This window comes from Oxynema mangrovii CENA135 (genome assembly GCF_016632315.1).
In the GTDB taxonomy this organism is placed as follows: Bacteria; Cyanobacteriota; Cyanobacteriia; order Cyanobacteriales; family Laspinemataceae; genus Oxynema; species Oxynema aestuarii.
Window position 1 is genome coordinate 2,584,713 of record NZ_JAEOXH010000001.1, and the last position, 20,425, is coordinate 2,605,137.

The 20,425-nt window shown below is 51.7% G+C and carries 17 protein-coding genes; 11 read left to right on the forward strand and 6 right to left on the reverse strand.

What is annotated here, in order from left to right; all coding sequences use genetic code 11:
• Positions 1 to 74: 74 nt before the first annotated feature.
• From JJD41_RS10135 to JJD41_RS10145, 3 genes are all read right to left on the reverse strand, one after another.
• Complete coding sequence (locus tag JJD41_RS10135) at positions 75 to 1,475, reverse strand: folate/biopterin family MFS transporter (RefSeq protein WP_200665807.1); 1,401 nt, start codon at positions 1,473 to 1,475, stop codon at positions 75 to 77.
• 92 nt (positions 1,476 to 1,567) lie between these two features.
• A complete protein-coding gene (locus JJD41_RS10140; protein ID WP_200665808.1) occupies positions 1,568 to 2,128 on the reverse strand; it encodes an NUDIX hydrolase in 561 nt (186 codons plus the stop codon).
• A gap of 4 nt (positions 2,129 to 2,132) precedes the next feature.
• Positions 2,133 to 2,807 carry a class I SAM-dependent methyltransferase gene (locus JJD41_RS10145; protein ID WP_200665809.1) on the reverse strand — a complete coding sequence of 225 codons (675 nt, stop codon included), beginning with the start codon at positions 2,805 to 2,807 and terminating at the stop codon, positions 2,133 to 2,135.
• A gap of 348 nt (positions 2,808 to 3,155) precedes the next feature.
• On the opposite strand from JJD41_RS10145, the gene JJD41_RS10150 reads away from it, so the two are divergent.
• Complete coding sequence (locus tag JJD41_RS10150) at positions 3,156 to 6,185, forward strand: hypothetical protein (RefSeq protein WP_200665810.1); 3,030 nt, start codon at positions 3,156 to 3,158, stop codon at positions 6,183 to 6,185.
• Positions 6,186 to 6,211: 26 nt separating this feature from the next.
• Here the strand turns inward: JJD41_RS10150 and JJD41_RS10155 are convergent, their stop codons facing one another.
• A complete protein-coding gene (locus JJD41_RS10155; protein ID WP_200665811.1) occupies positions 6,212 to 6,694 on the reverse strand; it encodes a 2TM domain-containing protein in 483 nt (160 codons plus the stop codon).
• Here JJD41_RS10155 and JJD41_RS10160 point away from each other — a divergent pair.
• From JJD41_RS10160 to rpsN, 6 genes are all read left to right on the forward strand, one after another.
• Positions 6,686 to 6,847 carry a hypothetical protein gene (locus JJD41_RS10160; RefSeq protein ID WP_200665812.1) on the forward strand — a complete coding sequence of 54 codons (162 nt, stop codon included), beginning with the start codon at positions 6,686 to 6,688 and terminating at the stop codon, positions 6,845 to 6,847. The genes JJD41_RS10155 and JJD41_RS10160 overlap by 9 nt on opposite strands.
• A 451-nt stretch (positions 6,848 to 7,298) precedes the next feature.
• On the forward strand, positions 7,299 to 9,647 hold the full coding sequence (locus tag JJD41_RS10165; protein ID WP_200665813.1) for a CBS domain-containing protein: 2,349 nt from the start codon (positions 7,299 to 7,301) through the stop codon (positions 9,645 to 9,647).
• Between the two features lie 134 nt (positions 9,648 to 9,781).
• The gene (serS, locus tag JJD41_RS10170; protein WP_200665814.1) at positions 9,782 to 11,065 is read left to right on the forward strand and encodes a serine--tRNA ligase; all 1,284 of its coding nucleotides are present in this window, start codon (positions 9,782 to 9,784) and stop codon (positions 11,063 to 11,065) included.
• A gap of 142 nt (positions 11,066 to 11,207) precedes the next feature.
• A complete protein-coding gene (gene rseP / locus JJD41_RS10175) occupies positions 11,208 to 12,296 on the forward strand; it encodes an RIP metalloprotease RseP (RefSeq protein ID WP_200665815.1) in 1,089 nt (362 codons plus the stop codon).
• Between the two features lie 142 nt (positions 12,297 to 12,438).
• Positions 12,439 to 13,092 (forward strand): endonuclease III, encoded by a 654-nt coding sequence (gene nth, locus JJD41_RS10180; RefSeq protein ID WP_200665816.1) that lies wholly within the window; start codon positions 12,439 to 12,441, stop codon positions 13,090 to 13,092.
• A gap of 77 nt (positions 13,093 to 13,169) precedes the next feature.
• Positions 13,170 to 13,472 (forward strand): 30S ribosomal protein S14, encoded by a 303-nt coding sequence (gene rpsN / locus JJD41_RS10185; RefSeq protein WP_200665817.1) that lies wholly within the window; start codon positions 13,170 to 13,172, stop codon positions 13,470 to 13,472.
• A gap of 97 nt (positions 13,473 to 13,569) precedes the next feature.
• Here rpsN and JJD41_RS10190 read toward each other — a convergent pair whose 3' ends face one another.
• Entirely contained in the window at positions 13,570 to 13,899 is a 330-nt protein-coding gene (locus tag JJD41_RS10190) for a hypothetical protein (RefSeq protein ID WP_168570277.1), read from the reverse strand.
• A 138-nt stretch (positions 13,900 to 14,037) separates the two neighbouring features.
• Between JJD41_RS10190 and aat the strand changes: the two genes are divergently transcribed.
• Positions 14,038 to 14,619 carry a leucyl/phenylalanyl-tRNA--protein transferase gene (aat, locus tag JJD41_RS10195; RefSeq protein WP_200667216.1) on the forward strand — a complete coding sequence of 194 codons (582 nt, stop codon included), beginning with the start codon at positions 14,038 to 14,040 and terminating at the stop codon, positions 14,617 to 14,619.
• Here aat and JJD41_RS10200 read toward each other — a convergent pair.
• A complete protein-coding gene (locus JJD41_RS10200) occupies positions 14,616 to 15,470 on the reverse strand; it encodes a DUF3598 family protein (protein WP_200665818.1) in 855 nt (284 codons plus the stop codon). The two genes, aat and JJD41_RS10200, sit on opposite strands and share 4 nt — an antisense overlap.
• A 205-nt stretch (positions 15,471 to 15,675) precedes the next feature.
• On the opposite strand from JJD41_RS10200, the gene JJD41_RS10205 reads away from it, so the two are divergent.
• From JJD41_RS10205 to JJD41_RS10215, 3 genes are all read left to right on the forward strand, one after another.
• The gene (locus JJD41_RS10205) at positions 15,676 to 17,250 is read left to right on the forward strand and encodes a tetratricopeptide repeat protein (protein ID WP_200665819.1); all 1,575 of its coding nucleotides are present in this window, start codon (positions 15,676 to 15,678) and stop codon (positions 17,248 to 17,250) included.
• Between the two features lie 103 nt (positions 17,251 to 17,353).
• Positions 17,354 to 18,547 carry a tetratricopeptide repeat protein gene (locus JJD41_RS10210; RefSeq protein WP_200665820.1) on the forward strand — a complete coding sequence of 398 codons (1,194 nt, stop codon included), beginning with the start codon at positions 17,354 to 17,356 and terminating at the stop codon, positions 18,545 to 18,547.
• Positions 18,548 to 19,139: 592 nt separating this feature from the next.
• Positions 19,140 to 20,405, forward strand: coding sequence for an RNA-guided endonuclease InsQ/TnpB family protein (locus JJD41_RS10215; protein WP_200665821.1), 1,266 nt, complete (start codon positions 19,140 to 19,142; stop codon positions 20,403 to 20,405).
• Positions 20,406 to 20,425: the final 20 nt, after the last annotated feature.

The window sequence follows — 20,425 nt, forward strand, 5'->3', positions numbered from 1 at the left end:
AATTGTTTACAATCGATAGATCGACGCCAACAGAAACAATAGAAGGGAGAGAAAAACGTATTTTTAGATCATTTTTACACCTGCAAACTTTCGACAGGCTGGCTATTATCTTTAAACACCGGATTTGAGGGTTCGCCGGGGGCGATCGCCCGTCCTCCACCGTTGTTGTCGTCATGACTCCCGGGCAGCCAGTTTAAAAAGGGCAACGGCAGTAAAGTGCTTACATTGGTAATCACGACTAACAGCCACAAATTCTCGAAATTGGTTTCTGTAACCCCCAACCAATGGGTGAGTAAGGCTCCCAATTCGTAAGAACTCAGTCCCGCTAAATTGGTCACGGACATTAACAAGGCGAATAAGGTCGCTTCGACGCCGGACGGACACAAGCGGGCGGCTAAAACTAACACGGGCATATAGGCAATTTGTCCCATGACCGTGAGGATCAAACTGTCGCCGATACTGAACCACGCATCGTCAATCCCGATCGCCCGATTCGCATGGGTGACGAGTAACAAACTGGTCATTCCCAACAGGGCCGATAACACGGTGGTCCAGGCGAACATCGTCCGAAAGTTAATGGTTTTAAAGAAGCGCTGGAATAACCAAATTCCTAATAACGAGGCGAGACTGGTGACCAAGCGAACCCGCCCGAGAAATTCCGGCTGAAAGCCTAACTCGTTGGTGGTGAAGAAAAAGAAGGCAGAATCGGAGGAAGGGGTCGCCTGCCAGATGAATAAAAAGGCGGTGGGCAACCAGATCGCTTTTTGAGAAATTGCGGTTTTTAATTGTCCGATTTGTTGTTTGACTTTGGTCAATCCGGGACGGCGATCGCGCACTTTTTCTTCGTCAATTAACCAGGCGACTGCCGATACGATTAACGGGAAGGTTGCGGTGATTAAAAACACCGTTTGGGTGTTGAATTGTTCGAGTAACGACCCACTCAAATAGGCGGTGATTAAACTGCCGAGGGCCGAGGCGCCCCAGCAGAGGGACTGCAGGGAACCCGCTTCGCTTTGCGACTCCTGGCGGGCCCGTTCGACGACCAGAGAATCGACAATCACGTCGCTGACCGCCACGGACAGGGAACTGACCAGCATCACCGCCGTCGCCGCCCATCCGGTGTGTACGACTGTCGCCATACTCACCCACGCCAAGGCGCCCAAGATCCCGGACAGGACGATGTAAGGACGGCGACGATAGCCGAAAATGGGCAAACCGTCGGAAATAAAGCCAAAAAGCGGCTTGACAATCCAAGGGAGGGCCGCAATCCCCATTAAGGCGGAGACTTCGGCGGGAGAGAGGGCGAGTTCGTCTTTGAGGAAGAAACTCACCGCCAAGCGGGCCAAACCGAGGATCCCTTGAACGAAGTAGACCAGCAGAATCGCGGTCAGTTCGGGACTCGGTTCGTTCCCGAATAAGAGTTTTTCTTTCACCGACGCTTTAATTTGCGCCAGGGTTTGAGGCGAAATCAACATTCGCAACTGCACTTAACATTTCTACATGTTTTATAACATAATGTTAAGTGCAGTTGCGAGAGGGGTGGGGTGTGGACTCGCAAAATCGGCAGTTAGGGGTTTTGCGCGGCTAACAACTGCAAGGCTAAAAAGGTGGCGGCGACGGTGCCCGCGACGCAAATTTCCCCGGTTTGAATGCGATCGCGCACAGTTTCGATCGGGATTAAAACGAGTTCGATCTCTTCGGTAATATCGAGAACTTGTTCGCCAATTTTTTTGACATTTTCGACGAGAAATAAATGGACTTTATTGGTGTCTTTAACGGGATTGTCGTGTAAGGACGCCAAGGGAATGAAGCGATCGCCCGCGTAACCCGTTTCCTCGGTAAACTCGCGGCGGGCGGCAGATTCGGCGGATTCGACGGCGGGATCGAACGCCCCGGCGGGCAGTTCTAATAAAATTTCGCCGACCCCGTGGCGGTATTGACGGACAAAAATGATTTCTCGACGTTCGGTGAGGGCAAAAACGACGGCGAGATCGGGTCGAACGTTGACAAAAAAATCGTCGATTTGATGTCCGTTGGGTAAGCGAACTTCGTCCCGGCGAACGCGACACCAGGGGTTATTAAAAACAAGCTGCGATCGCAGTAGTTCCCATTTTTTAATTTCAGTCATTATTTTAGTTACCCTCCGAAGACGGGCCCCATTGTCGTTCGGCGGTCCAGTGGCGATCGGAAGATTGATAGACCTTTACCCCTTTTAATCCGGCTGTATCTAGCATTTCGCGGATTTCGGCAACGGTAAACGCGGCGTGGAGGGAATCGCGAAATAATTTCGTTTGATAGTCGTTATATTCCGATCCGATCGCGGCGACTAACGCATCGACGGTGGCGCGATCGTTCGGTCGCATTAAATCGCGTAAAAATAAACCGCCATTGGGCTTTAACAAGCGTTTGAGTTCGTCAAAAAACGGGATCGGATCGGGTAAATGATGGACGATACTGTTAGAAATAATCGCATCGAAATGTCCGTTGGGATAGGGCATTTTTTTAGCATCGATAAATTCTAACTCAATGCGGTGTTCTAACCCGGCTTCGCGGACGTTGCGATCGCCAACTTTAAGCATATTGGCGGACAAATCGACGGCGATGATTTGCCATTGCGGACGTTTGCGGGCGATTTCGATCGGAATCCGGGCCGTTCCCGTTCCCGCATCCAAAATTAATCCCGAAGGCGGTCCGACGGCGATCGCCGCTTCTGCAAAGGCGGTATTGACCTCTCGAAAGTCCATCGAGTCATACTCGATCGCATCTTCCCAGGTGTCCATCACTTCCGGTTCTAGAATTCTTTCCATGTTTAACCGCGTTTGTTTCTGATGAAGGATCGCAAATTCCGGCGATCGCGATCGGAATTCTATAGCGAGTTTCACCCCAAAGATCGACACAAAACGCCCTGAATTTAGTGTCTGTCGCGCGATCGCTCATCGCTACGCTAACAAGAACTGTCCCTAATTGTAAAGCTAACGAGTGTCTTTGGCGATCGCCTATATATAAAAATGCCCGAAATGCCCTCAATTCACGACATTTTAGCCGTCTCCTCCTGGGACGGGCGATCGTTAATTTTGAAAAACTTAATATAATTTTCTCCAGAATCGTATAAAATATGACCCCATAAAGCGATCGAACATTACTCGGGTATTGCAGTGACCAATCAATTCAGAGAAGAAGACAATTCCCTCGTTCCCGTAGACTACGGCGATATTTTAAGCAAACTCGATCGCCTGTTGCGCGATCGTAACCCGTTCAAAGTCTCGAAAAAACGCAATAAACTACTCGCCAATTTTGACGCGATCGCCACCGAACTCGCCCGTCAATCCTGTCAAAATCCCCTGCACTTCACCCGAGGCGTGAAAGTAGCGACGGTCAATTTTAGTCCGGGATTCGAGCGCCAATTTCCCCAACTTATCAACAAGATTCAAGCCGCCCTCAAAAAACACCTAAATTCATTGCTCCTCGACGAGGAGAACTTGGCCGAACTAGTAGCTAAAATGAGTACCGATCTAGACAGTTTTCAAACACTTCTCAAGCTCGACAAAACTACCTATAAAGTTACTGAATTTTCGGACAACTTTGAAAAACAAAGTTTGACGATCGACACCGATTTGCCCGGAAGTAGTTCAATATTTAAGTTCCATAAATTAACAATTACCGTTTCTCAAACCGAACGCTTTCGAGAAGAGGTGGAAGAAGCCGTAATGAACTACATCCGCAATCAGAACAACCTCGATTCAGATGAAATTGAAGAATTGCAAGATATCTTTCAATCGAGTATGCGTAATCCTGCTTCTGACTTTAACAATCTCCAACGTTTGGTAGACCAGGAGAGCTTGGGAAAACTGAAAAGAGAAGCTTGTCTTTTATATTTAGAACATCTGCTCGAAAATATCCAAACAAATCAGCAGCATGTAGACGTGATTTACTTGAGAGATTTAATGAGGCGGTTGCGGGCGATCGAAGATTATGTTAACGATTTGAACAAAGCCGATAGCGACTATGAGGTTAATTATGCAGGAGTTGCGGTTAATTATAAAGATTTCTTTTCGCGGGCTGAAGCGTTCGATTCTTTACCAATTATTCCATTAATTGAGGGACATTTAGGAGAAAATACCGACCCAGAACGGGGAGAAGTCGAGTTTATTTTTGGGTTAAAGCTCAAGCTCAATCATCCAGTTCAAGCTTACGGAAAGAAATCTGTTTTTGAGTATAATATCGATCTGTTAAATCCTGATAGCGAGACTCATCGAAATAATTTAGCCGACCCCGATCGCTCTGAGGCTTTTGCACGCAAAGTTTTATATCGTTTCTTTTTATATTATTGTGTTTTTGCCTCAAAATTAGATCCTTCAGCTTCCGATTATAATCCCGATGCAGAATTAGAATACAACGCGATCGCCAGCTTCACAGAAAACGTTTTACCGATATTGCAAGGGTCGGATGAAACCGCCAAACAAAGTTTATTTAGAGGTACCTTGAAAGGCTTTAAAAAATACAAAGTTAATGAGAAGATAGATCGTTTAAAAAACTTGTTAAAGCGTTCGATCGCGCGTCAGTCAATATTACCCGCTTTCAATCGTCCGGTTTATATCCGATTGAGCAAAGGAGTTTTACAACCCAATATCGAACGAATGTTCAATCATATCTTTTTTCAAGAAGTTGTCAGCAATAATCCCAAACAAGCTTTACGATATATCAGCATTGTCAAAGCGGGGTTAGAAACTGATGCGTTATCTTGTTTATCCGCACGCATTAAAATCGAAGATCTTCGTTATTTTCGATCGCCGTTCCAAGAACAGTTTAATTGGGAATATGTCACGTCAGGAATTTCCACCTTACCCGTGCTTTGGGGACCGGATACTCCACCGTGCGATAATTTTTATCAAAACAATCTGAAGAATGTACCTTGGATTATTTTTGCTTACGACCCGATGCATTTAAAGGATAATTTAAAAACTCCGGAATCGGTATTTTTATATAAATTTGCATGGACGATTTTAGCTTATTTATCACTGGATATTATTTTAGAATATCTCGTAAGCAAATCTTTTGTTCCTCAAATTCGCTTACATGAAGGCAATGAGAAGAACCCGGTTGTAGCAGAAAAGTTTATGGCGAATCTCTCTAAGACATTGGCGCATCTTTTTAGTAAAAACATGCGATCGAATTCTCAGGGTTTCCGCATTCATACTTTAAAGCAATATGCGGCGACTAACGGCTTGAGTTCTCTGTATTCGGTATTGCCAAAGATGTTTTCTAAGACATCATCGACGCGAGAGCAAGTTGCAGAAGCAGATCGGTTAAAAAAATTGGCGATCGTCGTGGTTTCGAGTCGGGAAAGCGATGCGATGTTTCGCCATGAAACCCGTCAAAATCGGATTGCGAATTTAATTGGAGAAGCGATTGGAGTAGAACGATCGCCGGACGGTCGAATTCGGGTGGAACGACTGCAAACCTTTGTGGGTAAAGAAACAGTCCGTCAGTTGTACGTCACTCCTAAAGTGTTAATGGACACGATCGCCCATCTTTATGCAGACGGTTACCAACATATTGTTTATATTGCCCAAACTCCTTACAGCAGTACCCTGCATATTACCCGAACGAATACCGACGACGAACTTTATTTTATGTCGGGTCAACTGATTCAATATTTAAAGCAAAATCTGGATAATTTAACCATTTATCCGGTATTTTTCGATAAATATTACGTTCGGAAATTGCGAGACCGTGAGGGAGAGTCGTCGTGGGCGATCGAAGATACCCAGGAGTTGACGCGGTTGTGGGACGATCCGAGACAACAAGCAGTGGTTTTTTTCAACTTGTTAACTGGGTCAATCGTGGGGAAAAGCAATCGTGATAATGACCGCTTTTATAATGGGGCGATTTCTTATTCGACACTGTTAAATATTTATCGAGGAGTACTCGACGATCGCAACATCCGCGAGGGTTTGATTTACGACAGTCCACTGAAACAGCAAATTTTAGAATCGATGGCGTTGCTGCACTTTTCTCGATTTGAAAAAAATACTCAGCGTAGTTTTAAACTCGATCCGTATCAAACAATTATCGGGGAAAAGTCTTGTTCCGCCCTCTCGACTTTCGATTCCATGAGTCCGGGGATTGAGTTTAATAGTTTGGCATTTTTGAGTGAAGTCAGCCAAGTTCTCAACAAATTTTAGCGCGATCGCGCGATCGCGCCGACGAATTATAAAGACTCGCGTTCGGGGTTGAGAAATCTAGAAATAGTATTCCCCAACGATTGACCGATTTGCTGTTTGAGTCGCCAAGCAGAAAACGCTCTTTCGTACTCTTCGCCTTCGAGGGCGTAGGTTTTCCAACCTTTGAGGGCTAAGAAGACCCCCCAAAGTCCGGCGACCCAGAACACCCAAGAAAGGGTGTGGGCGGTGAGTAAATTGAGGACGACTAAAAACGAGTTGACAATCGCGTATTTAATCGCACTCTGTCTAAATTTAGAGCGTCGAAACTGGTCGAAGGCTTGGCGATCGCGATTTTCGCCTTGCAGACCCAACCACTGCTGTTCGGCGAGGTGTAGGGTACTCTCGGAAATCCCCAACTCGTGGGCCATTTCCAGGAGACGATCGCGGGAAAATTCGCCTCCATCCGCTTGTTGGGCGAGGGCGAGTTGCAAAATTTGCTGGACGTCTTCTTGAGAATAAGAATGGGACATATTCAATCAGATCCGGCGATCGAAACGAATGGAAACGTGGAACGGAGATGGTCTCTCCAAGATTATTTTAGCGAACGGCATGGGGAAGCTTGGGGACGATCGCCTTACGGTCAACACCCCTTATTTCAAGCAGTCAACCGGGGGATCGGCTGAGATCCGATCGCAAGTCTGGGGTGAATTATTCCCGGTTGGAGAGAAAAGTTGAACGATGAGAACGGGCGATCGAGAGTTTGGCTTTCCCGAGTTCTAAAGCTTCTCGAAGCCTTGACGAGTTGGCAACTTCTCGCAAAAATACTGCAAAATATAAAGTAACTGCCTGTTTCAGTTAACGGCGGACGATCGCATACGGGAATCCACCCCCGATTCAGGCAAAACCGCTAGGGTGAGAAGCAGGTTTCGCCTGACTCCGGTCAGTTTTTCGGGTATGAATTAATGTAAAAAAGTTTTGAACTGCGATCGCGCCGTTTACAATTTCTCTAACCTTTGTGGCTGCGAACCGAGATCGGTAATAGCCAACTCTTTTGCTAAAAATAGCGTCTGGGTTTTAACAAGCTAATCGCTCTTATAAACATTTCCAAAATTTTAGGAATCGTCAACCATAATTATGCTACTCAACGACCGACTCTTTTATGCCTCAGCCTTGGACTACGCGATCGACCGCTACCCGATTGTGGTGGGGCCCGACGCATCCTTAGAACAAGTCCTGGCGCTGATGAGCCAAGTGAGAAGTAGCTGTCCGCTTCCCGAAAAAGCCGTAGCGCCCAACGGGCCGATGTTGCCGTCAATTCGGGCCAGTTGCGTGTTAGTGATGGAAGCGGCACCTACCGTCAGCGAACAACTCGCCCACCTGCACGTCACCGGGACGATCGCCACCGTTTCCACGGCGATTTGTCCGCAAAAATTGGGCATTTTTACCGAACGGGATATCGTGCGACTGACGGCGGCGGGGGTCAACTTCAAACACGTCAAAGTCGCCGAAGTCATGAGTGCCCCGGCGATTACCGTCCAACAATCCGAGACCCACGATATGTTTGCGGTCTTATCCCTATTTCGGCAGCACAAAATTCGCCACCTGCCGATGTTGGATAAAAATAATCATTTAATAGGAATTGTCACCCCAGAAACGATTCGGGCGGCCCTGCAACCCGTCAACTTATTAACGAAACTGCGCTACGTCAAAGACGTCATGAGTCGGGAAGTCGTCCACGCCCCGGAAAATGCTTGCGCCCTGCATTTAGCCGAACTGATGAACCGCGAACAAGTCAGTTGCGTAGTCATTACCCGCGATCGCCAGACCCCCGAGATCTCGATGCCCGTCGGAATCGTCACCGAACGGGATATCGTTCAATTCCAAGCCTTAGAACTCGATTTAAAAAACCTGCGGGCGAAAGAAGTCATGAGTTCCCCCCTCTTCGACCTCAGCCCCGAAGATTCCCTCTGGTTCGCCCACGAACAGATGCAAACCCACAACGTGCGGCGCTTGGTCGTCTCCGGTAAACAAGGGGAATTGCTCGGAATCGTCTCTCAAACCAGCTTGCTGCACGCCTTGCGGCCCACGGAAATGTACGGCTTGATCGAAGCCTTGCAGCAAGTGGTCGAAGACCGGACCAAAGAACTCACCGTCGCCAACGAACAACTGCAAAAAGAAGTCGAAGAGCGATCGCGCGCCGAAGCGGCGTTACAAGAAGCCCACGACAACTTACAACAACTCGTCGCCGAACGCACCGCCGAACTCGAAGCCGCCAACGCCAAACTCAAACAAGATATCCGCGAACGCCAGCGCGTCGAAGCCGCCTTGCGCCAGTCGGAAGCGCGCTTGCGCCAGCAGACCAAAGAACTCGAAACAGCCCTCGAAGAACTCCAACAAACCCAATTCCAACTGATTCAAGCCGAAAAAATGTCCAGTCTCGGACAATTGGTAGCGGGGGTGGCCCACGAAATTAACAATCCGGTGAATTTTATTTATGGCAATCTCGCCCACGCCACGGAATACATTCGCGACTTGCTCAAATTAGTCAAACTGTACCAACGCGAATATACCAACCCGCCAGCACAGATCGAACGACTCAGCGAAGAAATCGACCTCGATTTTTTAATGGGGGATTTGCCCAAATTAGTTTCGTCGATGCAAATTGGTTCCGAACGGATTCGTCAAATCGTCTTGAGTTTGCGAAATTTCTCGCGGTTGGACGAAGCGGAAATGAAGTGCGTGGATCTGCACGAAGGACTCGACAGTACCTTGCTGATTTTGCAGCATCGACTCAAAGCGAAAGGGAACGGGCCGGAAATCGAAATTATTAAAGAATATGGGGATTTGCCTTTAGTGGAATGCTATCCCGGACCGCTCAATCAAGTATTTATGAATATTTTGAGTAATGCGATCGACGCCCTGGAACTGGCAGCCGCCGAGGGAAATCGGGAGGGGGGCGATTCTCCTGGGGAGAGACTCCGCGATCGCCCCCCCTCGCAACCCGCCGCCCCGGGAGAGGAGAACACACGAGGAGAAACGCAGGGAAATAGTCCTTGTATTCGGATTTGTACCTCATTTATTCGCGAAAGTAGCGAACCGCGATCGCCCCACCTGCGTCCGTCCTCGGGGGGTGGGGAAGACAAGGGGGCGATCGCCCCTTACGACGCCCAGCGCACCATTGCGAGCCCGCTACCCTGCGTGGCGATCCGGATTGCCGATAACGGGCCGGGAATGAACGAAACCATCCGCAACCGCTTATTCGAGCCGTTTTTCACCACCAAACCCGTCGGTAAAGGGACGGGTTTGGGCCTGTCGATCGGCTATCAAATCGTCGTCGAACGGCATGGCGGACGCTTGCAATGTCTTTCGACCCCCGGACAGGGAACCGAATTCACGATCGAAATTCCGATCCAGCAGCAGTACGGCAACTTGCCGCGCTTGCAAACGCCGACGGGGTTGGGAATGCGTCACAAACATTCTTGAACAATTGACTCGGTAGCTTGCGGGCGTCGCCAGTGCGACTCCCCAGGAGAATCGCCTCCGAACCGCGATCGCATATTCTGATAGATTGTCAAAACAACACGATTCAAAACAACACGATAACCGGGAAAATATCCGTGCTGGACCTCAAGCAAATTCGGGATCGATCGGACGCCATTCTCGATCTCCTCAAACGACGCAGCGACGAGTACGACCTCGCCCCCCTTCTCGCCGTAGACCGCCAACAACGGGACTTGGAAACCGAGCGATCGCAACTGCAAGCCCGCAGTAACGAAATTGGCAAAACGATCGGCCAAAAAATGAAGTCCGGCAGCAAACCTCAAGACCCGGACATCCTCGCCCTCAAAGAAGAAGGCAATCAAATTAAAACCCAAATCGCCGAACTCGAACCGCGAGAACGGGAACTCAAAGCCGAACTCGAACGGCAATTACTCGACCTGCCCAACTTACCCGACGAGTCCACCCCCCTCGGCAAAAGCGAAGCCGAAAACGTCGAAGTCCGACGCTGGGGCGACGAATATCTGCCCTCGAACCCGGAACGGATCCGCCCCCACTGGGAAATTGCCGAGCAAATGGGCATCCTCAACACCGAACGCGCCGTCAAAGTCGCCCAAAGCCGCTTTATCAGCTTAGTCGGCAACGGCGCCGCCCTCGAACGCGCCCTGATCGCCTTCATGCTCGATCGCCAAATCGAAGCCGGATATCTCGAAGTGATTCCGCCCTTGCTCGTCAACAGCGACACCTTGCGCGGAACCGGGCAGTTACCGAAATTCGCCGAAGAAAGCTTTAAATGCGATGCGGACGACCTCTGGCTGATTCCCACCGCCGAAGTCCCCGTTACCAACCTCTATCGCGACGAAATCCTCCAAGCCGAAGACTTGCCGATCTACCACTGCGCCCATACCCCCTGTTTCCGGCGCGAAGCGGGCGCCTACGGCAAGGATACCCGGGGCTTAATTCGCCTGCATCAATTTAATAAAGTCGAATTGGTTAAAATCGTCCACCCGGACACCTCCGAAGCCGAACATCAATCCTTGGTGCAGGATGCGGAAGCGATTTTACAGGCGTTGAAACTGCCCTATCGGGTTTTGGAACTGTGTAGCGGCGACCTCGGCTTCAGCGCCCGCAAATGTTACGACTTAGAAGTGTGGTTGCCTTCGTCGGGTAAGTATCGGGAAATTTCGAGCTGTTCCAACTGCGGCGACTTCCAAGCCAGACGGGCCGGAATTCGTTTTAAGGAACCGGGGAAGAAGGGGACGCGCTTCGTGCATACCCTCAACGGTTCCGGATTGGCGATCGGTCGGACGATGGCGGCTATTTTAGAAAATTACCAGCTTGCCGACGGTACGATCCGAGTGCCAGAGGTGCTGCAACCGTATTTAAAACGGGAAGTTTTGTAAAATACATGCCCGTTCGGGCGGGGCGGTGGAAGGGTCGAAACGGGGCGATCGCGCCAGCCGTTCGGCGATCGCGATTCGGCGAGCTCTCCCCAACCGACTAGAATAAACAAACAGAAGTATATAATTTTTCATTTATTTATCTATGTCGGTTTTGGCAGCGATCGCAGTTCTGGCAGTTCTGATCTTCGTCCACGAACTCGGCCACTTCATGGCCGCCCGCCTTCAAGGGATTCACGTCAATCGCTTCTCGATTGGCTTCGGGCCGATCCTGTGGAAGTACCAAGGCCCGGAAACCGAGTACGCCCTACGCGGCTTTCCATTGGGAGGATTTGTCGGCTTTCCCGATGACGACCCCGAAAGTACGATCCCCCCGGACGACCCCAACTTATTGCGAAATCGTCCGATTCTAGATCGGGCGATCGTCATCAGCGCCGGAGTGATCGCCAATTTAATCTTTGCCTACTTTCTCCTCGTCGGCCAAGTCGCCACCGTCGGGGTTCAAGATATCAACTACGAACCGGGGGTGTTAATTGCCGATGTCATGACGGACAACTCCGCCGCCGAACGGGCGGGGTTGGAAGCCGAAGATATTATTCTCGCCGCCGCCGGACGGGATTTAGGACGATCGCCCAAAGCCATTCAAGCCCTTAAAAAAGCGATCGAAACCCACCCCCAACAAACCATCCAACTGCAAGTCCAACGGGAAGAGCAAATTTTAACCCTCGACATTACCCCCGACCGCAGTGACGACGGTCAGGGCATTATCGGCGTGCGCCTCGCCCCCAACGGCAAGATCGTGCGGCGTCGGGCCGATAATTTATTCGGCGCTTTAGCCTCCGGGGCCGCCGAATTTCAGGAAATCTCCGTACTGACCGCCCAAGGCTTCGCCCAATTGATTCGCAATTTCAGCGAAACTGCCGACCAAGTCTCCGGTCCGGTGGCGATTGTCGCCATTGGCGCCGATATCGCCAAATCCGATGCGGGAAACTTGTTCCGCTTTGCGGCATTAATCAGTATCAACCTGGCGATTATCAATATTTTGCCCCTTCCGGCCCTCGATGGCGGTCAGTTGGCGTTTCTGGCGATCGAAGGGGTTCGCGGTAAACCCTTACCCACTCACATTCAAGATGGGGTCATGCAAACCGGGTTGATGTTGTTATTGGGTTTGGGAATCTTCCTGATTATTCGCGATACGACCCAATTGGATTGGGTGCAGAAGTTGTTGGAATAGGGCGATCGAGTGGGGGTCAGAAGCGGGCAAGATGCCCGCCTCACTCCCCATTTTCCACGGCTCTTGACAGTCCCCGACCTCAAGGTACGGGGATTCTCACTTCATCGGGAGTCCGACGACTTTACCCTCTGCGAGCTTCGTCATGAACATCACTCACAAACTTTCGAGCAAAAAACAGCGCGCCTTAGAAATTCTGATTCGGCTCAAGCGCGAATATCCCCAAGCGCGTTGTACCCTCAATTACGAGACTCCGGTACAGTTGCTCGTCGCTACGATGTTGTCGGCGCAATGTACGGACGATCGCGTCAACCAAGTGACCCCGGCTCTCTTTGCCCGATTTCCCGATGCCGAGTCCCTGGCGGGGGCGGAGTTGGGCGAGTTGGAAACTTTGGTGCGATCGACGGGATTTTATCGCAATAAAGCCAAGAATATTCGAGGGGCTTGTCGGGCGATCGCCGAAAAATTTAACGGACAAGTTCCCAAACGGATGGAACTGTTGCTCGAATTGCCGGGAGTGGCCCGCAAAACCGCGAATGTGGTCCTCGCCAACGCCTACGGAATCAATCAAGGGGTGACCGTCGATACCCACGTCAAACGACTCAGCAAGCGCTTGGGACTGACCGAACAGACCGATCCGGTCAAAGTCGAGCGGGATTTGATTCGCTTAGTGCCTCAAGAAGATTGGGAAAATTGGTCGATCCGGCTGATCTACCACGGGCGGGCGGTGTGTAAGGCGCGCCAGCCCGAGTGTGGGCGCTGTTTGCTGGCAGATTTATGTCCGGCGGCAGAGATTTAACCCGGTTGACCCCCTCGTCTTTTCGGCGCGATCGGATATGATGGAAGATGCTGTCTTTTTTTACACTGGGATAAAGTATGGCTAAAAAGTCCATGATCGAGCGCGAGAAAAAGCGCGAACATCTGATCGAGAAGTATGCCGAAAAGCGTGCCGAACTCAAAGAACAGTTCGCTAAAGCGGAAACGGCGGCGGAGAAAATGGAGATCCACCGCAAGTTACAACGCTTGCCGCGCAGCAGTTCCCGCACGCGCCACCGCAATCGTTGCTGGATGACGGGTCGTCCGAGAGGCTACTATCGCGATTTCGGTCTGTCTCGCAATGCGATTCGCGAAATGGCTCACGAAGGGCTGTTACCCGGCGTGGTCAAGTCGAGCTGGTAAGCCTGTTGGAAGAGGGTTAGGCGTGGAGGATGTAGGCTGAAGCTGGTATAATTTCAGCCTTCCTCTTCTCGTGAGCGGTCCGCGTTACCGGGGGAGCTTACTGACCGCAACAACGGTCGATCCCTAAACTGTCGAGCAGGAGATCGCTCACGGCGTTGGCGATCGCAAATTCGCCGTAAAAACTTCTCGAAAAGTCAAACCCCTCCATTTCCGTGACGATCGCGATCACGAGGGAGCCTAAGTCGTTTTGACCCTCCATGCGCTGACGCACGAAGATTTGCGATGCTCGCTGGGCGATCTCTTCGTTGATCGGTTCGGGGAGAAATTCGCGATCGAGCCACTGATGTAAAGCAGCTTTTAACCATTCGCCTTCCTGAGCGGGGTTTTCGGCAGGAGGTAAGGCGATCGGTTGAATCGGTTCGGCCATCGACTCTATGAGGTGACTTCAGGATTTTTTCGATCCTACAGCATATCTCGCCGAACGGGCAGTGGGTCTGCGTTTTTGCCCTCTGGGACGATCGCCACTCCCGCAAACCGCATTCGATCCAATCTGACGGCGCCATTAATGGAGTTCGACATACCTGCAATTATTCGAGGATATGCCCGAGGCTATTTTCTGATGGCCAACGATCCCGATGGAGAGTTAGCCTGGTACACGAGTAAAGCCCGGGCGTTGGTTCCTTTAGACGATCGCTTTCGCTATCCGAAATCCTTACGGCGAGTGCTCAATCAAGAGCGCTTCGTGACGGCGATCGATCTCGACTTCCGGGCGGTTATCGAAGGCTGCGCCGATCGCGAGACGACCTGGATTTGCGACGATCTCAAGGAAATTTACTGGCAATTACACCAACACGGGTGGGCTCACAGTTTTGAAACCTGGCAGGGCGATCGTCTCGCCGGAGGGATTTTAGGTTTAGTTATCGGCGGCGCCTTTATCGGCGAATCGATGTTTTTTAAGATCCCGGAAGGGTCGAAAGTAGCGATGGTCAAATTGGTGGAACATTTGCGATCGCGCGGGTTTATCTTATTCGACGCCCAAATGAACAACCCCCACCTCGAACGGTTTGGGGCGTATACGATCGCCGCCGAGGAATACGACGAGTTGCTCGCCCGGGCGATCGCCACCCAATGCAGTTTTCTCCTTTAAATGTCGATTTTGCGCTCGCCCACCAGGGTCAAACTTTCCCACTCGCCGCGATCGCTATAACGGCGAATCAAGCGCTGACGGTAATCCGGTCGCACCAACCAACCCGCCTCGATAAAAAACGACTGTCTGCGCTCTACCTTCACCGGGAAGGTCGCCGAAGCACCCCCCGGTAACAGTAATACCGAAGTCGGGCGAGAACCCCCCTCAAAGTGCAAGCGATCGCCCTCGATCGAGGCGATCGACTCGATTTGACCGTTTTGCAACCCGACGGTAAATGAAAGAGTTTGGCGGACTTGAGAGGGGGCGATCGCCTCCAACACTAACCTCGTTTGCATCACGTCGGCGCTCCGCCAATCCGGATAAAGCGTTTGGGCCATTCCTTCCCACGTTCCCAATAACTGCTCCAGCTTCAGAGGGGGACTCTCCACCGCCTCAGACCCCGCACGACTTTCGCGAATCAGGGTCAAATTTTTGAGGTGTCCTTCCGGCGCGAACAGTTCCACCAAACGCAGGCGGCGATTCTCGTCTACAAAGCCGAATTCAGCGCCAAATTCCGAAAACGGACCGAGTTGGATCGTCCCTTGAGAGAAAGCGCCGTCATCGAAAAAGAGGATATCGCGCCCGAACGATCGATATTCGCGCACCAGTTCGCTGACAGGTTCGTCCGCCCCCGGACGGGCGCCGGGAGCAAACCGTTGCAGGGTCAAACGGGCGCGCTCGTCGTTCTCCAAACCTTCGAGGAGGAGCAGGGTCGGCGTTTCGCTCAAGGCTTCCCCTTCCGGCGAAAATTGGGCGAACGATCCTTGCCATCGTCCGAGATTGTGCAGGAAATTATCCCATTGATTGCCCATGTGCTGGTGTTTTCTCCGATTTGATTCTAGCGATCGTCATCGATTGTAGGGGAGTTGAGGCGATCGGGGCAGGCGATCGTCTAAAATCCAGGAATATCAATTATTTTATATATAAATTGAACGGGAGAAATCGGTATCGGCTCGATCGCCCGCAAGGCGGCAATAATAAACTAAGGTCGCAAGTGGTATCGATTCGGAGTGTTGGATGAAACGTAGAACGGGCAAAGTTGTCGTGGGATTGTGGTTGGCAAGTTGGTGTGCGGGTCTGGCGATCGCCTGTAGCGGCGTCACGCTGCCGACCCCCGCCCCCGCGATCGCCCAAAATCCCCCAGCCCCGACGACGACCGGGGAAGATCTCGAACCGTTCGTCCAACGACCCGCCGACGGTCGGGAACCCCTGCGCGAACTGGTTCGCGAAGAGGTCGATCGCGCTTTTACCCGCAATACCAATCCCATTTACGCCTTACTCGTCGCCCTCGCGGTGTTGCCCGCGATCGCGGCGATCGGGGTGTGGCGAGTGTTCGCCGACTTGCACCGTCAAGTGGAACATTACAAAGCGGAAATCGAAAGCCTCAAAGCCGATACTCTGGTGCAACTGCAAAGCGCCATCCGGGAAGGACAGCAGTCCCTCGATCGCCTCGAACGCGCCAACGATCGTCCGGAAACTCCCCCCGGGCCGCCGTTGGGCAAAGGAACCCCCACGACCCTACAATCGCCACAGACGGCCCGATCGTCAACGCCGGAACCCTTGGAGGTCGCCGAAAAAGACCGAGAAGGAACGGCGATGGACTGGGTAAAACAGGGAAATCAACTGTTTTTCGAGGGTCGTTACGAAGCGGCGATCGCCGCTTACGACCGAGGGATCCAACTCAAAGGAGATTACCACCAAGCCTGGAGCAATCGCGGCAGTGCCTTATTTCACCTGGAACAGTACGAAGCGGCGATTGCGGCGTATGACGAAGCCTTGCGCATCAAGCCCAACTATGCGGAAGCGTGGCACAATCGCGGTGGGGCCTTGATGCAATTGCAGCGCTATCTAGACGCGATCGCCTCCTACGAACGGGCGACGGATTTGAATAAAGAATATTTTGAAGCGTGGCACGATCGCGGCGTGGCCCTGGCGGCGGTGGAACAGTACGAAGAAGCGTTAATTTGCATCGATCGCGCCTTATTGTTCAAACCGGATTATCCGCAAGCCTGGTACGATCGCGGCAAAACCCTCGCCCAACTCGGACGCCACGACGAAGCCAACTTTTGCTACGAACAAGCGATTCACTACCAAGCGGACTATCCGGAAGCCTGGGTCGAACGCGGTCGGGCGATGGTGGCGTTAAATCGCTATGAAGAGGCGATCGAATGCTACGACAAAGCCGTGGCGATCGATCCCGACGCTGCCGAAGCCTGGTATTTGCGCGGGGTTGCCCTGACCCATCTCAAGCGCTACGAAATCGCCATTCGCGCCTACAAACAAGCCTTAAAATTACGAGAAAACGACCCTCGAATTTGGGGAGATTTAGGCCAAGCCTTAGCCGAAACGGGGGTGTATCCCGAGGCGATCGCCGCTTACGATCGCGCCTTGCAACAGCAGCCGAAGGCGCCACACCTGCACTACGCTCTCGCTCGATTGTACGCCCGTCAGGGAAATGGCGAGTTGGCGATCGACCATTTAGAGCGGGCCATGGGTCTCGACCGGGAAGGTTTGCGATCGCGCGCCACGGAAGACCCCTTTTTAGAACCGATCCGCCAAGACGAACGATTTTGGGAAATCCTCACCGGGTGAAAACGAGGGGCGATCGCACCCCCGTCTTCCCAGTCGTTCCGAAAATCTTCTAGATTAATGGCAGACTTGTGAAATCGTCGATCTATCCACAGGTGAGATTTTCATGACCATCAACCCCTGCGCCGCCCAGTCCACGGCATCTCTCACCCCTGCGACCGCACGGCGTCGGTCTGCGGTCGGTGTTGTCTCCCGGGTTCGCGTTCCCCTCAACTGGCTCAAACACGGCAGTTTGACCCTCGCCGCGATCGCCGTGTGCGTCGGTTCCGCAACGGCGCAAACCCCGCCCCCACCGCCGAAACCCCTGACCAGTCCGACCGCTTCGCCGACGGCCCAACCTACAGCATCTCCGAGTCCCACCGCCTCGCCGACGGCCCAACCTGCGGCGTCTCCGAGTCCGGCGCCGACCGCCGCACCCGCCGCGTCCGAAGCCACTCCGGCCCAGTCCCTATCGACCCCGGAACCGGAAGCGAGCCCCGCCGGAGATTCGGCGATCGCCGCTCCGCAACTTCAAGAACAAATTCAAGCGGAAGTCGATCGCGCCTTCACCCGGGCCATGAGTCCGCTCAATACCTTATTAATAGCCCTGACCCTGTTTCCAATTGCCGCAACCGTATTCGGAATTTGGCTGTTGCGGCGCAGCATCGGCGATCGCATCGTCAATGAAGTTAAAGAACAAATCGGACAGGAGTTAAAAGCCGAAATCGAAGCGGAATTGATCGGCGGGGGCGATCGCCCTTCAGAAAGCGCTTTAGCCCCGATGTTACCGAATCCGGCAGAAGATAAAAACGCCCAACTCAACGAGCTAATTTCGATGGCGTTAGCCACCCAAAACTTGCTCGCCGAGGCGCGCAATACCCTCGAAGAGTCGATGAAAATGCAAAATAAAGTCGGCGAACCCTTTCGCGAAGTGTTCGGACTTTATCTCAAACAAGGATTCGAGTTATTCCACGAAGGAAAATATCAACAATCGTTGGAAATGTACGAACGCGCTACCCAAGTCGATCCCGACTGTTACGATGCCTGGTTGGGTCGCGGGGTCGCCCTGACGGAATTACAACAGTATGACGAGGCAATTTCTTCTTATAATAAAGCGATTCGCGTTCATGCCGAACAGTCCGATCCGTGGTATGGAAAAGCCCGGTGCTATGCCTTAAAAAATGATGTCGATATGGTGGTGGACAATCTCAAACGGGCGATCGCGCTCAACCCTCAAATTCGCGATTTAATTCAAACGAATCCGGATTTTGATTGCGTTCGCGAAACGGAAGCTTTCGATAATTTGGTGCGAGAAATTTAAGGGCGCGATGCGATCGCCTTCCCCGCAGGAATCCGAGGATCTTATCAATAGAAATTAGATTGCTTGCGAAATTGTAAAACCAATCGTAAACCCCCCTTTTTTAGGGGGATTTTTCTCTTATCATGCAACAGAATGATAACAGAATGATACAACAACGATGATACAACAGGGCTAACGTAAGGTCACCCAAGAAAATCACTGTATTCAACTATTTACAACACTCGGGCGTCTGATGACGTACAGTGCCGATCCCTCTATCCCCCCTTCGCCCCCCTTTCAAAGGGGGGCGAAGGGGGGATAGAGGGGGGAACGAGGAAAGTAGGGGTTTGGTTACCAAACCCCTACCTGGCGAGGGGGATTTAGGAGGATCTAAAATGTCTTGCATAGCAGAGGAAAATGCTATAACTTGCTTATTTTAACTTTTGAAGGGTTCGGGGCGCTATAACTCCCGGGCTGTATGCGAAGCATCAGCGTCGGGATAGATGGACTAACCTTGAAAAGTCGATTCCCCACCCTACGGGAAGGGTCAAGCCCTACGATGGGGATCGGACAAGCATTTACAATCAGCTATAGCCTGTGGTAAACTCCGGCCATGCTGACCATGAACTACACCTACCGAATCTATCCAGGCGCCACCCAGCAGGCTGAACTGTTGGAGTGGATGGAGACGTGCCGAGGGGTATATAACTACGCTTTGCGCGAACTCAAAGACTGGATTGCTTCGCGTAAGTGTCAGGTAGACCGATGTTCGTTGGAAAAGGAATACACCATTCCTGCTGATGAACCGTTTCCGTCTTATCACCGTCAGCAGAACAACCTGGCTAAAGCAAAGAAGCAATTCCCGCATCTGGGTCAGGTACATTCTCAGGTGTTGCAGACCACAATTCGCAGACTGCACGATACCTGGAAAGCATTTCAGAAGCGGGGATATGGATTCCCTCGTTTCAAAAAGTTCGGTCAATTCAAATCCTTTCTATTTCCCCAGTTCAAGAACAATCCCATCAATGGCTTCACAATCAAGTTGCCAAAGATTGGGGAAGTGCCGATCGAGCTGCATCGCCCCATCCCTGACGGGTTCAAGGTGAAACAGGTAAGGGTATTGTCGAGGGTGCGAGGAACACAATGGTATGTCGTCGTCACGATTGAGTCGAGCGTATCGGTTCCCGATGCTCCAGTTCACGGTCGGGCAATTGGGATTGACCTGGGATTGGAGCGATTCTTGACCGCTTCCGATGGCTCCTTCCAAAAACGACCCAAGTTTTTCAAGTCGATGCAACGCAAGCTGAAATTGCTGCAACGCAGAGCAGCACGAAAACAGAAGGGTTCTCAAAACTGGGAGAAAGCACAAATCGAAGTGGCTAGAATGCACCATCGGATTGCGAACCGTCGTAAAGACTTCCATCTGAAAACGGCTCATCAGCTTTGTGACCAGGCGCAAACCATCTTTGCAGAAGACCTCAACGTCGAAGGCTTGACGCGAGGGATGTTGCGAAAAGATTGTGTAGATGCTGCCTTCGGACAATTTCTGTCTCTGACGGAATGGGTGTGCTGGAAACGGGGAGTCTACTTTGCTAAAGTCAACCCCAACGGCACCAGTCAAGTCTGTCCATCCTGCTTTGCTACGGTCAGCAAAGGGTTGGAAGTCAGAGAGCATCATTGTCCTGAGTGTGGATATCGGACTCATCGCGACCATGCTGCAGCAGAGATGGTTTTGCATCGTGGACAAGAAAACGTAGTATCCCAGGGACTCTGGGGAACGGAAACCGCCTGTCAAGTCGGTCTGTCGGGGGTCGATGACCTAGATAAGTGGCGTGGGGCAGGAATACCCAATCGCGAGGTTGGGAAGCCCGCGCTGTAATCTTTGATTCAGCGTCGGGA

What these genes read in the sequence shown, in the direction of transcription:
- JJD41_RS10135 (WP_200665807.1), bottom strand. Translation starts at nt 1,475, where the DNA reads ATGTTGATTTCGCCTCAAACCCTGGCGCAAATTAAAGCGTCGGTGAAA.
- JJD41_RS10140 (WP_200665808.1), bottom strand. Translation starts at nt 2,128, where the DNA reads ATGACTGAAATTAAAAAATGGGAACTACTGCGATCGCAGCTTGTTTTT.
- JJD41_RS10145 (WP_200665809.1), bottom strand. Translation starts at nt 2,807, where the DNA reads ATGGAAAGAATTCTAGAACCGGAAGTGATGGACACCTGGGAAGATGCG.
- JJD41_RS10160 (WP_200665812.1), top strand. Translation starts at nt 6,686, where the DNA reads ATGGGACATATTCAATCAGATCCGGCGATCGAAACGAATGGAAACGTG.
- JJD41_RS10155 (WP_200665811.1), bottom strand. Translation starts at nt 6,694, where the DNA reads ATGTCCCATTCTTATTCTCAAGAAGACGTCCAGCAAATTTTGCAACTC.
- JJD41_RS10165 (WP_200665813.1), top strand. Translation starts at nt 7,299, where the DNA reads ATGCTACTCAACGACCGACTCTTTTATGCCTCAGCCTTGGACTACGCG.
- rseP (WP_200665815.1), top strand. Translation starts at nt 11,208, where the DNA reads ATGTCGGTTTTGGCAGCGATCGCAGTTCTGGCAGTTCTGATCTTCGTC.
- nth (WP_200665816.1), top strand. Translation starts at nt 12,439, where the DNA reads ATGAACATCACTCACAAACTTTCGAGCAAAAAACAGCGCGCCTTAGAA.
- rpsN (WP_200665817.1), top strand. Translation starts at nt 13,170, where the DNA reads ATGGCTAAAAAGTCCATGATCGAGCGCGAGAAAAAGCGCGAACATCTG.
- JJD41_RS10190 (WP_168570277.1), bottom strand. Translation starts at nt 13,899, where the DNA reads ATGGCCGAACCGATTCAACCGATCGCCTTACCTCCTGCCGAAAACCCC.
- aat (WP_200667216.1), top strand. Translation starts at nt 14,038, where the DNA reads ATGGAGTTCGACATACCTGCAATTATTCGAGGATATGCCCGAGGCTAT.
- JJD41_RS10200 (WP_200665818.1), bottom strand. Translation starts at nt 15,470, where the DNA reads ATGGGCAATCAATGGGATAATTTCCTGCACAATCTCGGACGATGGCAA.
- JJD41_RS10205 (WP_200665819.1), top strand. Translation starts at nt 15,676, where the DNA reads ATGAAACGTAGAACGGGCAAAGTTGTCGTGGGATTGTGGTTGGCAAGT.
- JJD41_RS10210 (WP_200665820.1), top strand. Translation starts at nt 17,354, where the DNA reads ATGACCATCAACCCCTGCGCCGCCCAGTCCACGGCATCTCTCACCCCT.
- JJD41_RS10215 (WP_200665821.1), top strand. Translation starts at nt 19,140, where the DNA reads ATGCTGACCATGAACTACACCTACCGAATCTATCCAGGCGCCACCCAG.